Raw genomic sequence first — 13,616 nt, forward strand, 5'->3', positions numbered from 1 at the left:
TGAAGATGCGGTGTACCCGCGGCTAGACGGAAAGACCCCGTGAACCTTTACTACAGCTTGGCACTGAACATTGAACCTACATGTGTAGGATAGGTGGGAGGCTTTGAAGGCGTGACGCCAGTTGCGCTGGAGCCGTCCTTGAAATACCACCCTTGTATGTTTGATGTTCTAACGCAGGGCCCTGAATCGGGCTCGCGGACAGTGCCTGGTGGGTAGTTTGACTGGGGCGGTCTCCTCCCAAAGAGTAACGGAGGAGCACGAAGGTTGGCTAATCCTGGTCGGACATCAGGAGGTTAGTGCAATGGCATAAGCCAGCTTAACTGCGAGACGGACAGGTCGAGCAGGTACGAAAGTAGGTCATAGTGATCCGGTGGTTCTGAATGGAAGGGCCATCGCTCAACGGATAAAAGGTACTCCGGGGATAACAGGCTGATACCGCCCAAGAGTTCATATCGACGGCGGTGTTTGGCACCTCGATGTCGGCTCATCACATCCTGGGGCTGAAGTCGGTCCCAAGGGTATGGCTGTTCGCCATTTAAAGTGGTACGCGAGCTGGGTTCAGAACGTCGTGAGACAGTTCGGTCCCTATCTGCCGTGGGCGTTGGATGATTGAAGGGAGTTGCTCCTAGTACGAGAGGACCGGAGTGAACGAACCTCTGGTGTTCGGGTTGTCACGCCAGTGGCACTGCCCGGTAGCTAAGTTCGGAATCGATAACCGCTGAAAGCATCTAAGCGGGAAGCGAGCCCTGAGATGAGTCATCCCTGACCCCTTGAGGGTCCTAAAGGGCCGTTGGAGACCACAACGTTGATAGGTGGGGTGTGTAAGCGCGGTGACGTGTTGAGCTAACCCATACTAATTACCCGTGAGGCTTAACCATACAACACCCAAGAAGTGTTCTAAGGCTTGTAGCAAATACCAAGCGAACTACTTACGTCAGCTTTCTCAGATTGAAGATTTTTGCCTGGCGGCCATAGCGCCGTGGAACCACCTGATCCCATGCCGAACTCAGAAGTGAAACGCGGTAGCGCCGATGGTAGTGTGGCATTCGCCATGCGAGAGTAGGACACTGCCAGGCACCCAATTAAACAGCGATGTGAAGAATCACATCACTGGCTGCGAGGATGACACCTCACTGACGCGGCAAACAATTTAGCGCAAGCTAACCGAATGCGGAGCGGTAGTTCAGTCGGTTAGAATACCGGCCTGTCACGCCGGGGGTCGCGGGTTCGAGTCCCGTCCGCTCCGCCACTAATTTGAAGGCCTTCCCGATTGGGAAGGCCTTTTTGCTATGGGCGGTTTTGTCCATAAAACCCACAGGTTTGCATACCAGAACGAACGTCAAAGCCCAGTCTCACGACCGGGTTTTGATGTTTTTAGCCTGCTGGTGAGCTGCCGACGTCCCACCACGATGACAATACCTTCCCCTGTTGGTGTTCTTGCTACTGTTTCCACCTCTGTATCGCAACACATCCCATCTTGGCCATATTGTTCTGCTGCGAGCTGATAGAGCTTGAGGATTAAATCAGGCCATCTTGCAACGGTACGTCATCGCTTCCACTTGTTTGTGTAATCCCCTTTTTTGCTTATGGATTTATTCCATTAAAACAGTCTCTTATCAAGAATTAGCGATTCTGCGGCAGGAATACCACACGAATCAAATGATAATGATTATTGTTTGAATGATCGGGGCGGGGTCGTTACAATGCGGGCTGATTAATAAAGTGCTTTTCAAATGAGCCTTTTCTAATACTGCGTCTGGCCGGATGCCAGGGCGTTGTAACGAATGAAGTAAGGGAATACGCCACCTTCCTACTAAAAACGTTCAGGCTAAAACATGACAACAGTGAAACCGAACAAGCTTGCCTTGCTGATCTGCTCCCTTCTTGCGACCCAGGCCTATGCTGCCAAACAAGAGGTGATGGTCGTCACCGCTTCCGGCTTCCAGCAGAAGATTGAAGACTCAGCTGCCTCCATCTCTGTGATTACCCGTGAGCAGCTGGAAAAGCGGGCATATCGCGATGTGACCGATGCCCTGAAGGATGTTCCCGGTGTTGTGGTGACCGGCGGTGGCAGCAGCAGTGATATCAGCATTCGCGGTATGGGGTCGAAATACACCCTGATGCTGGTTGATGGCAAGAAGGTGGATAGCCGTGGCACTCGTCCGAACAGCGATGGTCCGGGTATCGAGCAGGGCTGGCTGCCGCCACTGCAGGCGATTGAGCGCATTGAGGTCGTCCGTGGTCCTATGTCATCCCGCTATGGTTCAGATGCCATGGGGGGCGTGATTAACGTGATTACCCGCAAGACCACCGGCCTGGCCTGGCAGGGCTCGGTTCATGCTGATTCGACCTTCCAGGAGAACAAGGATGCCGGCAACAGCTTCCAGACCGATGCCTATACCGCAGGTTCACTGATCGATGGCGTGTTGGGGTTGCGTTTCAATGGTCAGCTCGCCCATCGTGGTGAAGACAAATTTACCCAGGGTTTTGCCGAGCAAGAGACTCGTAGTGGCACGGCAGTGCTCAGCTTCAAGCCTGATGACCATAACCGCTTCGATCTGGAAGCCAGTCGCAGTCTGCAGGATCGGGATCGCACGGCCGGCAATTCGCTGGCTGCCAAGGCGAAAGATAGCCTTAACCGCTACGAGCGCACCAACTATGCGCTGACCCATGATGGCCAGTATGATTTCGGCTCTTCCAGCAGCTATCTGCAGCAGGAGACCAACACCAACCCCGGCCGCAAGATGGAACTTACCAACACCATCGCCGATACCCATACCCAGTTTATTCTGGGTGATCACTACCTGAGTGTCGGTGGTCAGTATCGCTATGAGGATCTGCACGATCAGGGCAATACCCTGAAAGTGGCCAACCCTGCCGAGCAGCTGACCCGCTGGAGTTGGGCGATGTTTGTCGAGGATGAGTGGTCACTCACTGACAGCTTTGCCCTGACCGGTGGCGCCCGCATGGATCGGGACCAGAACTACGGCTCTCACTGGAGCCCGCGCCTCTATGGCGTCTGGCATCTGGATGACAGCTGGACCCTGAAAGGGGGCGTATCAACCGGTTACCGCTCCCCTGACTTGCGGATGTCGGCGGCCAACTGGGGCCAGGTCACCGGTGGTGGCAGCCTGGATGGCATGCTGGTCGGTAACCCGGACCTCAAACCCGAGACTAGCGTGAGTGAAGAGATCGGCCTGCTGTGGAACGGTCATCAGGGCTTCAACGCCGGTGTTACCCTGTTCAACACCGACTTCAAGAACAAGATCTCCGAAGTGCGTCGCTGCACCAGCAAGAGTGATCCCGCTTGTACCCTCAATGGTCACAGTTATGACTTCATCAGTGATCGGGTCAACGTCGACAAGGCGAATATGCGCGGTGTCGAGGGGATGATGGATTGGGCCATCAACGAGGATTGGTCGGTCAGCTCCAGCTACACCTTTACCCAGTCCGAGCAGAAGAGTGGTCCACTGGCGGGCCATGCCCTCAACCAGATGCCCCGTCACATGTTCAACGGCAGTGTTGACTGGCAAACCACCGAGGATCTCAGCCTCTGGTCACGGGTCAACTTCCGTGGCGAGACCTCCGAGTACCTGAGTCGTGTGAAGATGGCGGAAGGGACCCCTTCCTACACCTTCTTTGATATGGGCCTGGTCTACAAGGCCAACAAGCATCTGGATATGACTGCCGGCGTCTACAACCTGTTCGACAAGACAGTAGATTACAGTAGCTATGGCACTGTGCTGGATGGTCGCCGTTACAACCTGGGCGTGACTTACAACTTCTGATAGGGAACCTGTCATGCGGCCGCCATCTTCCGATGGTGGCCGTTTTTATTGCGCGTCCGTCAGGGGGCTATGCCTGATAGGGGGCGGCTTGCCAGGTATTGCGCCCCAGTCCCTTGGCCTGATACATGAGGGCGTCAGCCTGCCGTAGTAGCTGGTCGGCATCAGCCTCTCTCTCTGCGGCTACCCAGACTGCCCCGGTGCTGATGGAGAGGGTCACCTCGCCGCTGCTGGTGTACAGGGTTTGCCGGTTGCTCTCCAGGCAGATACGCTCGGCCCATTGTTCTGTCTCTGCCAGTGTGGCCAGCGGCAGCAGCAGGCAAAACTCCTCGCCGCCGATGCGAGCCAGCAGAGCCTCTTCGGGCAACAGGTTGGTCACAGTCGTGGCCAGCTTTTCCAGCAACAGATCCCCGATGCCATGACCAAAGCGGTCATTGGTCTCCTTGAAGTGATCCACATCGAACAGCAGCAGAGCACAGGGAGCCCCGCTTGCCAGTCGTTGGTCCATGGCGGGCATGAATGCCCGTCGGTTGAGCAGGCCGGTCAGGGGGTCGGTACTGGCTTGTTTCTCCAGTCTGGCGTTGGCGCGGCTCAACTCGGTGGTGCGGCTGGCAACGGCGCGGCGCAGTTGCACTATGTAGGCCACCATGATTAACACTCCGGCAAACAGTAGCCAGGGACCGAGATGGATGGGGTAGACGGTTTCGACATGCATCCACTTTCGGATGATCCGCTCTCGATCGCTCTCTTTGAGCTTGGCGAACCCCTCTTCCAGCCGGTGTAACAGGGCAAGGTCGCCCTTTTTCACTGCAAAGCGGATCTGGTCGGTATAGAGGTGGCGAACCGGAATAAAGCGGGTGGGATCGTCGGAGGTATAGATGTAGAAGTTGGCGACCTGCAGATCGGCGATAAAGGCCTTTATGTCGCCCCGAAAGGCCGCCGCCAGCAGGGTGTCATTGTCATTGAAGGTCTGCAGTCTGGTGCCGGGAAAGTAGCGTCTGGCGTAATACTCCTCGTAGCCACCGGCTACCACACCGACCGTTTCATGGAGCAGGTAGTAGTGGACATCGGTGCCGCGCAGTTCGCTCGAGAAGAAGAGTTGGGAGTCGAGCTGGGCGAGAGGCCGGCCATAGTCGAACAGTTTGTCCCGCTCCGGTGACCAGAGCAGTCCGGCGTGAACGTCCGCTTTCCCCTCATGGAGCAGGTCGAGGGAGCCTTGCCAGTCGACCAGCCTGAACTCGATCTTCTGGCCGGTGACCCTGGCATATTCACGCCACAAATCGATCAGCAGGCCATCCGGCTGGCCCGACTCATTGATATAGGAGAAGGGCTGCCAGGCTTTGGAGTTGGTAATGATGAGCGGCTCTTCCGGGGCTTTGGCCCAGGCTGGCAGGGCAAGGGCGAGCAGCAGGAGCCCCCATCCGATACTGACTATGACTCCTGTCCTGGAAGAGGCCATCCTTGCTCCAATCCGTTGCCGTATACCGTCCCGTGGTCACCGATTATCACCGTCTTTCTGATCGAAGAACAAGCGCTCAAATGATGAAGTTTGCATGATGAAAATGGCGCCATGACAAGGCTGGCGGATAGAGTGACTACTTACAGCGGCAGGCTGATCCGCGCCTCCAGTCCCCCTTGTGGCCGATTGAGCAGGGTCAGCTCGCCGCCGTGCTGATGGACCAGAGTGCGGGCAATGGAGAGCCCGAGCCCCACGCTGCCTGACTCGGTGTTGCGCGCTTCATCGAGCCGCACGAAGGGTTTGAACACATCCTCGAGCCGCGCCGGATCGATCCCCGGCCCGTTATCGCAGACCCGGATCAACAGCTCCTCCTTGCGCCGCTCCAGCGACACTTCGGCGCTGCCGGCATATTTGATGGCGTTGCCGATCAGGTTCTGCAGCACTCGGCGCAGGGTGTTGGCCCGGCAGGCGTAGACCTCTTTGCCTTCCGCCAGACAGGTGACCGGCTGGCCGGTATCGGCATAGTCATCGCACAGGCTGACCAGCAGGCTGACCAGATCCAGCTCGCGGGTGGCCTCCTGCTGCCCCTCCTCGCGGGCAAAGCTGAGGGTTGCCGCCAGCATCTGTTCCATCTGTTGCAGGGTCTGCTGGATGCGCTCCTTGTCCTCGCCATCGGCCAGAAACTCGGTGCGCAGCCGCAGGCTGGTGATGGGGGTGCGCAGATCGTGGGAGATGGCCGCCAGCATCCGGGTTCTGTCCTGCACGAAGCGGTCGAGTCGGGTGTGCATCCGGTTGAAGGCCTGAATCGATTCGCGGATCTCGGTTGGCCCTTCCTCTTTCAAGGGCTCGATATCCTCGCCCCGTCCGAGCCGCTCCGCATTGCCTGCCAGCTGCTTGAGCGGGCGGGTGGCGCGGCGAAACAGCAGCACCATCAGCCCGATCACCAGACTGGCGACCAGCATCAGGTTGAGGGTGGTCTGCCACGACCAGCTGCCCGCCTCCTTGTCGACCAGCGAGCTGAACTGCAGCCAGCCCCCCTGCGGTAGTTCGATGGAGCCATAGAGCCGCATATCCCGCGGTGGGGGCGGTCCCTTGCGATCCCGCATCATGCGAGCATGATGTTCCCACGCCTTGCTGCGCTGAGTATCCTCTTTCAGCTCGGCACTGATCTCGACGGTGAGGCCGGGGGGGTAGTTGAGGCGCGAGCGCACCAGCTGCTCGAAGCGGGGGCTGCGGTTATCCGGTTGCAGCGGTTCGTCGGAGAGGCGCAGCAGCAGGGTCTCGCTGCGGCTCGCCTTGAGGATCTCGTCATAGAGGGACGGGGGGAGAGGGAGAGCAGTCTGACCACAGAGATGATCCGCTGCATGGCGTTGCGGCTGTTGACGAAGCCGAGCGCCTCCTCCCGATCCGTGCGGTATATCTGGATGCTGAGCAGCTGGATCAGGATCAGCCCCGCCAGCGCCACCAGAATGATCTGGCCGGTCAGCCCCTTGGGCCACATCCGTGCCCACAGTCGTCGCAAGGCACCCACTGTTTAAACCTGCGTCACGTCGGCGGAGAACATATAGCCGCCACCCCAGATGGTCTTGATCAGCTCCGGATTCTTGGGATCCCGCTCCAGCTTGCGGCGCAGGCGGCTCACCAGGGTATCGATGGCGCGATCGAAGGCTACCGCCTCGCGGCCACGGGCCAGATCCAGCAGTTGATCCCGGCTCAGCACCCGTTGCGGGCGTTCGAGAAACACCTTGAGCAGATCGAACTCGGCGGTGGAGAGGCTCAGGCCCACCCCATCCTCATCGACCAGCTCCCGGCGATTGACGTCGAGCAGCCAGCGATCGAAGCGCAGATCCCGGGTCAGGGTCTCGGCGGCGGGCTGGGTCTCGGCCTGGGTGCGGCGCATCACCGCCTTGATGCGCGCCAGCAGCTCGCGCGGATTGAAAGGCTTGGCCAGATAGTCGTCGGCCCCCATCTCCAATCCGATGATGCGGTCGGTCTCTTCCCCCATGGCAGTGAGCATGATGATGGGCAGGTTCGATTTGACCCGCAGCTCGCGGCAGAGGGTCAGACCATCTTCACCCGGCATCATCAGATCCAGCACCAGCAGGTCGAACTCCCGCTCCTCCAGCAGTCGCTTCATCTCCTTGCCATCCCGGGCGCAGCTGACCCGCAGTCCGTGCTGTTCGAGAAAGCGTTTCAAGAGATCGCGGATCTCGCTGTGGTCATCGACCACCAGAATGTGGGTGTTGCCCTGGTTCATGAATACCTCCCCTGCTTGGCGTTGGCACGAGTATACGAAAATCCGCCCGGCGGTTTGTGTCAAAGTGTGCCAGATCCGCACGATGCCACACTCTGCTACAAAAAAGGGTGAGGCTGGCAAAGTTCAGACACCGATAGGGTGTTTACTTGAGGGCAAGGCAAGAGCGCCGAACCAGAATTATCCCTACAGGAGATAGACCATGAAAAAGCTGACCAAAACCCTGCTGACCGCCGCCCTGATCCTTGGCCTGCCGCTGGGTGCCTATGCAGCCAGTGAAGCGGCCCCCACTGGCCAGCCCGGTGCCATGGTGGATTGCCCGATGGACGGCGGCGGCATGATGGGTGGCAAACACCACGGTGGTCGCCACGACAAGATGGCCCGCATGCAGAACATGACCCCGGAGCAGATCCAGGCCAACCTGCAGCAACGTTATGACCGCATTGAAGATCCGGCCAAGAAGGCGGAGTTCATCAAGAAGCTCAACGAGCGTGCCGCCGGCATGACCAAGCACGCCGAAGCGATGAAGCAGTTCGCCGAAGCGAACCAGTAACAGCACCAGCTGTTATCAACCCAAGGGTGGCCGAGGCCACCCTTTTTGTGATCGTATCGATCCATTTTCGCCCGAATCCTTATCTTGCTGTCGCTTATGTGAGCGATGGCAAACGCGCCGTGAGCGAATTGCAAGATAATGCCCGCTCATATAACAAGCTGCAGTTAGCAGTGGCCGAAAACAGGAGGGGGTATGGGTTGGGATCTGGGGACAATCAAGGGGCGATATACCGCCGTTTTTCTGGGATTCATGGTGGCGGTCTGTGTGCTGACCGTAATCGGCATCCAGTTATGGGTCAAACCCGAGCTGCAACGGGCGGGTGAGCAGAATCTGGTGCTGCGGGTCAGCGAGATTGCGACCGACATTCGCGATCAGCTCAACGGGGTGCAGAGCCAGTCACGCAGTATCACTCAGCTGGTTGCCCAACTGCCGAGTGAGCAAATCGATGCTGTTCTCCCTGCTCTGATCGATCAATATGGCAATGCCATGGTGTTTGGTGGCGGCATCTGGCCGATGCCGGATCAGCGGGAAGCCGGTCGCATCAAGTTCAGTACCTTCTTTCATCGGGATGGTGCCAACAAGCTGATCCCCAACACCTACTGGAACTCGGCCGAGGCGCCCAACTATTTCGAGCAGCCCTGGCACAGAGCCGGGCAGCAGGCGGCGAAAGGCATGTGTGTCTGGGCGGCGGCTTACAAGGATGGTGCCAGCCAACAGCCGCGCACCAACTGTGCCATGGGGATCTATCGTGACGGCTCCCTTTACGGAGTGTCTACCATCGATGTGACGCTGGGTTTCTTCAATGATCTGGTCGCCAAAAAAGAGCAGGAGATCGGTGGTCAGGTGATGATCGTCGAGGCCGACGGCAAGATCCTCAGCAAGAATGGTCGTTTGAGCGGGGATGTGGTGCTGGGCAACCTCTCATCTCACGGGGACTATCCCTTTGCCAGCGCCATCGCTAGCCTGCTGGGGCCGGGTAATGGCGCCGCGTTGCAGCGCACTACCTTTCAGGATCTGGGTGAAGAGCAGACATTGCTGATGCAACCCATCGAAGGAACCCCCTGGCTGTTGGCGGCGGCGCTGCCGACCAGCACCCTGACCCACGACAGTCAGGAGGTGCTCAAGACGCTGGCTGCGATCCAGCTACCGCTAGTGGTGCTGCTGTTTGCGCTGATGTTGATGGCCATCAAGCAGCTGGGCAGTCGACTCGACACCCTCAAGCAGAACATCGATGCGCTCTCGGCCGGAGATGCTGATCTGACTGCCCGGATCCGGGTCAAGGGGCACGATGAGCTGGACCATATCGCTCAATCGGTGAACCGCTTTATCGCCTATCTGCAGCAGATGATGTTGCAGGTGACCGAGACCACAGAGCTGATTACCCGTGAATTGGCCCAGCTGGATCAGCAGACGGGGCAGGCCAGACGCATTCTCGGTGAGCATGCCGCCGAGACCGATCAGATAGTGACAGCCCTGACCGAGCTCAGCTCCACTGCCGACAATGTGGCGCACCACGCGAGCGATTCCGCCAGCTTTACCGAGTCTGCCAATGGTCAGGCGATTCAGTCCCGTCAGGTAGTGGGTCAGGCCTCTGCCAGTGTGGCGGCGCTGATCGATGAAGTGGATCTTGCTGCGACCAAGGTATTGGGGATGCAGGAAGATGCTCGCCAGATCAGCAGTGTACTCAGCGTGATCGGCGATATTGCTGCCCAGACCAACCTGTTGGCACTCAACGCGGCCATCGAGGCGGCGCGGGCCGGTGAGCAGGGGCGCGGTTTTGCCGTGGTTGCTGATGAGGTGCGCGCACTGGCGGCGAGAACCCAGAATAGCACTGCCGAGGTGGGGAGCATGCTCTCCCGGTTGACGCAGGGGGTGGCCGAAGCCGTGGTGGCCATGGAGCACACCAAGCAGAGCTGTCAGGCGGCGACCGAGCATACCGAGCAGGTGACAGGCGGGCTCGACAAGATGGCGGATGCCGTGGTGCAAATAAACGATCTGGGTACCCAGATTGCGACTGCGGCAGAGGAGCAGAGCCGGGTGACCGAAGAGATCAACCGCAACATGGTCACGATCCGCGACATGGTCAATTTGCTGGTGGATAACGGTCAGAATACCGAACAGAGTTCGGCCACCCTGCTGGAGTCCAATCGCCAGCTGGTGGCGTTGGTACATCGCTTCAAGGTGTAACAAACCGATAATGAAAGAGGGGGAGCCCGGTGCTCCCCCTCTTGCTATCTGTGCCGATGCGGGCGTGCAGCCACTCCACCGGACGAGCAAACTTAGCCCTGAGCCTTGTCGGTCAGGTCTACTTTCTTGACGGTATCACCTTCGAACTTGATAACGACGTTCTTCTTGGCTGCGTCGGTATCTTTCAGCAGGGTTTTGGTGGTTTCTGCCAGCAGCGGAGAGGCCTTCTTCAGGGCATCCAGATCATAAGTCCACACTTCCAGACCGGATTCGGTCTTGGTGGTGGCAGGAGCACCCAGCTTCTCTTTAATAGCCTGCTTGTTGGAGCCGCCTTCCTTGATATCCAGTGCCGTCTTGATGGCTTCGTTGGATGCGCTGTCCACTGCACCGGATACGGCGGTATTAGCTGCATCCTTGACGCTGCTGGTGACGCTGTCGGTCAGCGAGTCCATCAGGCCAGCATTGGCAAACAGGGGCAGGGTGGTGAGGGCTACCAGCAAAGTCTTTTTCATTTTTTACAGATTCCATTGGTTCAAATGAGGCGGCTATGGAACCAATAAAAGAGCTGGGTGTCAAGTGAGGCAGCTATTGAGCGGTCTGTTAACTGTGTCTCATTTTTCACCAGCTGCAAATAGTTTTGGTATCTCCCGCACCAGCCAGCTTTTGGCCTTGCCCATGGTGTCTCGCCGCCAGGCCAGCACGACCTGGAGCTGATGGCGATATTCGGGGCTGATCACCTTGAGCCGTCCGGCCCGGATGTCCTCCTCAATCCAGCTTTGTGGCATGGTACCGACGCCAATTCCTGCCAGCAGGGCATCGCGTTTCTCCGCCATGGTGCTGACGGTGAGGCGTGGCTGCTTGTCCAGCAGGCGGTAGGTGAGCACCGGCTTGCGCAGGGCGGTATCGGCGACGGCGATGGCGCGATAGCGACGCAGGGTCTCGTCGGCCAAGGGTTCGGGCTCCTGATGCAGCGGATGATCGGGATGGGCGACGTAGAGCATCACCTCGTCCTTGATCACCTGATGCTTGATGCCGGTCATCATGATGTCCGGGTTGATGGAGGAGATAAGCAGGTCGGCGCGGCCATCTTCCAGACACTCCCAGCTACCCGCCAGCACCTCGGCCCGCAGCCGTAGTCGGGTATCGGTCTGCTCGGCCAGCTTCTCCACCAAGGGGTAGAGGGCCTGCACCGGGACCAGCGCATCGACGGCGACTGTGATGTCGGTCTCCCAGCCACGGGCCAGCGCCCGGGTCTCTCCCACCAGATGCTCGGCTGCCTCCAGCAGCACCCGGCCGCGCTCCAGCAGCATGCGTCCGGCCGGGGTGAACTTGGTGCGGTGGCCGCTGCGGTCAAACAGCATGGCATCCAGTTCGTCTTCCAGCTTCTGCACCGTATAGCTCAATGCCGAGGGCACCTTGCCCAGCTCGTCGGCCGCCGCCGCAAAGCTGCCGCGGCGGTCGATGGCATCCAGCACCCGGATTGCCTCCAGGGTCAGCGCCCGCTCTTTGTTCGATTCCTTGGCCATTCCTCACCTTCAATTTTTTTGAATATGTTTGCCAGTTTATCTCGCTAACAAGTTAGGTCATGTCACTTTAATATTCAATCAACGCTTAGGCAGGAACGTCGAGCGGCCAAATATGCGGGTAGTTCCGCACTGTGACACACCAAATCGGTCTGTCTGATGTCGGTGAAAGAACAACACACTATTTGAATAACCTCTTGCATGGATGCATTGATTCTGGCCGAAAAGGCCTTGGCAATGACATATAAAACAAGAGAGTGAATGAACATGAAAAACGTAATCAAGATGCTGGCCGTTGCAGGCCTGATGACCACTGGTTTCGCCCAAGCTTCCGTACCGGCTGACTTCAATGCCATGCCCGGCGTGCTGTTTGTGAACTGGAACGCCACTGCCGCAATGGATGGCAAAGCCAATCCGATGCTGGAAGTGCGTGACGAGTCTGGCGATCTGCTGGCATCAGTCCACGCCAATCTGACAGGCACCCAGCAGGTGCGGATCCCGAGCCGTACCCAGGGCAACCTGACCGTCAGCCTGGCTGACCAGAGCAGCGAATACCGTATTCCGTTCGGTATCGGCAGCGGCAAACAGCGTTAATCAACCGTCCCGGTAGGTGAGGAGCAGACCATGATGCAATTGAGGGCCGCAGAAGCGCGGGGCAAGGCCAACTTTGGCTGGCTGGACGCGCGCCACAGTTTCTCCTTCGGTCACTACTATGACCCGGAGTGGATGGGGCACTCGGTACTGCGGGTGATCAATCAGGATCTGGTTGCGCCGGGTGGCGGATTCGCCACCCACCCTCACGCCAATATGGAGATCCTCACCTGCGTGCTGCAAGGCACCATAGAGCACAAGGACAGCCTCGGCCATGCCGAGCAGATCCCGGCAGGGGATTTCCAGCTGATGAGCGCAGGCAGCGGGATCCGCCACAGCGAGTACAACCCCTCGCAGACGGATCCTCTCTCCCTGTTGCAGATCTGGATCGAGCCGAACGAGTTCGGCACGCCACCCGGATATCAGCAGAAGAAGATCGAGTCCAGACCGGGCATGACGCTGGTGGCGTCACCGGATGGCGAGGATGGATCGCTGCGGATCCGCCAACAGGCCCGCGTATGGCGGCTGGAACTGGCCCCGGGCGAGACGCTCGAATGGGCACTGGCTGGCCGACACGGTTACCTGCAGATGATTTCAGGGGAGTTGACCGCCAACGGTCTGGCTGCCCGACCCGGCGACGGGGTACTCAGTCGTGATGAATACCGGTGGGAGCTGGTTGCGACCAGTGCCAGCCAAGCTCTGTTATTTGACCTACCCTGAAGCAGTCAGCGGTGATGTGACACAAACGAGGAAGATGAAATGGACAAGATGAAAGATGTAGCGCTGCTGGCGGGTCGTGTACTGCTGGCGCTGATGTTCGTAATGGCGGGCTGGAGCAAGATCGGCGGGTATGCCGGTACTCAGGGCTATATGGAAGCGATGGGCGTGCCGGGCTTTATGTTGCCGCTGGTGATCCTGCTTGAGCTGGGTGGTGGCCTTGCCGTCGTGCTCGGTCTCTTTACCCGCAGTCTCTCCGTGCTGCTGGCCGGTTTCACCCTGATGGCTGCCTTTATTTTCCACTATCAGCCTGCCGAACAGATGCAGATGCTGATGTTTATGAAGAACGTCTCAGTGGCCGGTGGTTTCCTGGCGCTGGCGGCGGCCGGAGCAGGGGCTTTCAGTGTGGATGCCCGTCTCGGCAAAAACTGGTAATGCCCTGAAGAGTCAAGTTTTCCAATGCCTTTTGGCCGGTGCAACTGCACCGGCTTTTTTCTGTCTGCGTTTTCCGGGTAGGTGAGGTGACGGCACAAATCTGCGGCGCCCC

Annotated in this window: 10 protein-coding genes, 1 tRNA gene, 2 rRNA genes and 1 pseudogene (1 of these 14 only partly in view); 9 read left to right on the forward strand and 5 right to left on the reverse strand. The window is 58.6% G+C overall.

What is annotated here, in order from left to right:
• From ACTG2T_RS10570 to ACTG2T_RS10585, 4 genes are all read left to right on the forward strand, one after another.
• A 23S ribosomal RNA gene (locus ACTG2T_RS10570) occupies positions 1-878 on the forward strand (it extends 2,012 nt beyond the left edge of the window).
• An 83-nt stretch (positions 879-961) separates the two neighbouring features.
• Positions 962-1,076: ribosomal RNA gene (gene rrf / locus ACTG2T_RS10575) — 5S ribosomal RNA — on the forward strand.
• 96 nt (positions 1,077-1,172) lie between these two features.
• Positions 1,173-1,249 (forward strand) — tRNA-Asp (locus tag ACTG2T_RS10580).
• Positions 1,250-1,835: 586 nt separating this feature from the next.
• On the forward strand, positions 1,836-3,788 hold the full coding sequence (locus ACTG2T_RS10585) for a ligand-gated channel protein (RefSeq protein ID WP_330124759.1): 1,953 nt from the start codon (positions 1,836-1,838) through the stop codon (positions 3,786-3,788).
• A gap of 67 nt (positions 3,789-3,855) precedes the next feature.
• Here ACTG2T_RS10585 and ACTG2T_RS10590 read toward each other — a convergent pair whose 3' ends face one another.
• From ACTG2T_RS10590 to ACTG2T_RS10600, 3 genes and pseudogenes are all read right to left on the reverse strand, one after another.
• Positions 3,856-5,244 (reverse strand): transporter substrate-binding domain-containing diguanylate cyclase, encoded by a 1,389-nt coding sequence (locus ACTG2T_RS10590; RefSeq protein ID WP_330124758.1) that lies wholly within the window; start codon positions 5,242-5,244, stop codon positions 3,856-3,858.
• Positions 5,245-5,384: 140 nt separating this feature from the next.
• Positions 5,385-6,745 (reverse strand): annotated as a pseudogene (locus tag ACTG2T_RS10595) (ATP-binding protein).
• Between the two features lie 33 nt (positions 6,746-6,778).
• Entirely contained in the window at positions 6,779-7,501 is a 723-nt protein-coding gene (locus ACTG2T_RS10600; protein WP_005336534.1) for a response regulator, read from the reverse strand.
• A 199-nt stretch (positions 7,502-7,700) separates the two neighbouring features.
• On the opposite strand from ACTG2T_RS10600, the gene ACTG2T_RS10605 reads away from it, so the two are divergent.
• Positions 7,701-8,051, forward strand: coding sequence for a hypothetical protein (locus ACTG2T_RS10605; RefSeq protein ID WP_257699998.1), 351 nt, complete (start codon positions 7,701-7,703; stop codon positions 8,049-8,051).
• Positions 8,052-8,243: 192 nt separating this feature from the next.
• Entirely contained in the window at positions 8,244-10,238 is a 1,995-nt protein-coding gene (locus ACTG2T_RS10610) for a methyl-accepting chemotaxis protein (protein ID WP_330124757.1), read from the forward strand.
• A gap of 92 nt (positions 10,239-10,330) precedes the next feature.
• On the opposite strand, the gene ACTG2T_RS10615 is transcribed toward ACTG2T_RS10610, so the two are convergent.
• Positions 10,331-10,750, reverse strand: coding sequence for a hypothetical protein (locus ACTG2T_RS10615; RefSeq protein ID WP_330124756.1), 420 nt, complete (start codon positions 10,748-10,750; stop codon positions 10,331-10,333).
• Between the two features lie 99 nt (positions 10,751-10,849).
• Positions 10,850-11,764 carry a LysR family transcriptional regulator gene (locus ACTG2T_RS10620; RefSeq protein WP_330124755.1) on the reverse strand — a complete coding sequence of 305 codons (915 nt, stop codon included), beginning with the start codon at positions 11,762-11,764 and terminating at the stop codon, positions 10,850-10,852.
• 258 nt (positions 11,765-12,022) lie between these two features.
• Between ACTG2T_RS10620 and ACTG2T_RS10625 the strand changes: the two genes are divergently transcribed.
• Genes ACTG2T_RS10625 through ACTG2T_RS10635 form a run of 3 tightly spaced genes read left to right on the forward strand, consistent with a single transcriptional unit; the run spans position 12,023 to position 13,504 of the window.
• Entirely contained in the window at positions 12,023-12,355 is a 333-nt protein-coding gene (locus ACTG2T_RS10625; RefSeq protein WP_013723379.1) for a hypothetical protein, read from the forward strand.
• A 30-nt stretch (positions 12,356-12,385) separates the two neighbouring features.
• Positions 12,386-13,072 (forward strand): pirin family protein, encoded by a 687-nt coding sequence (locus ACTG2T_RS10630; RefSeq protein ID WP_005355292.1) that lies wholly within the window; start codon positions 12,386-12,388, stop codon positions 13,070-13,072.
• 39 nt (positions 13,073-13,111) lie between these two features.
• Positions 13,112-13,504 carry a DoxX family protein gene (locus tag ACTG2T_RS10635; protein WP_005336513.1) on the forward strand — a complete coding sequence of 131 codons (393 nt, stop codon included), beginning with the start codon at positions 13,112-13,114 and terminating at the stop codon, positions 13,502-13,504.
• The last annotated feature ends 112 nt before the right edge of the window (positions 13,505-13,616 follow it).

This window comes from Aeromonas sp. 75A, from assembly GCF_051919425.1.
Lineage (GTDB): Bacteria > Pseudomonadota > Gammaproteobacteria > Enterobacterales > Aeromonadaceae > Aeromonas > Aeromonas veronii.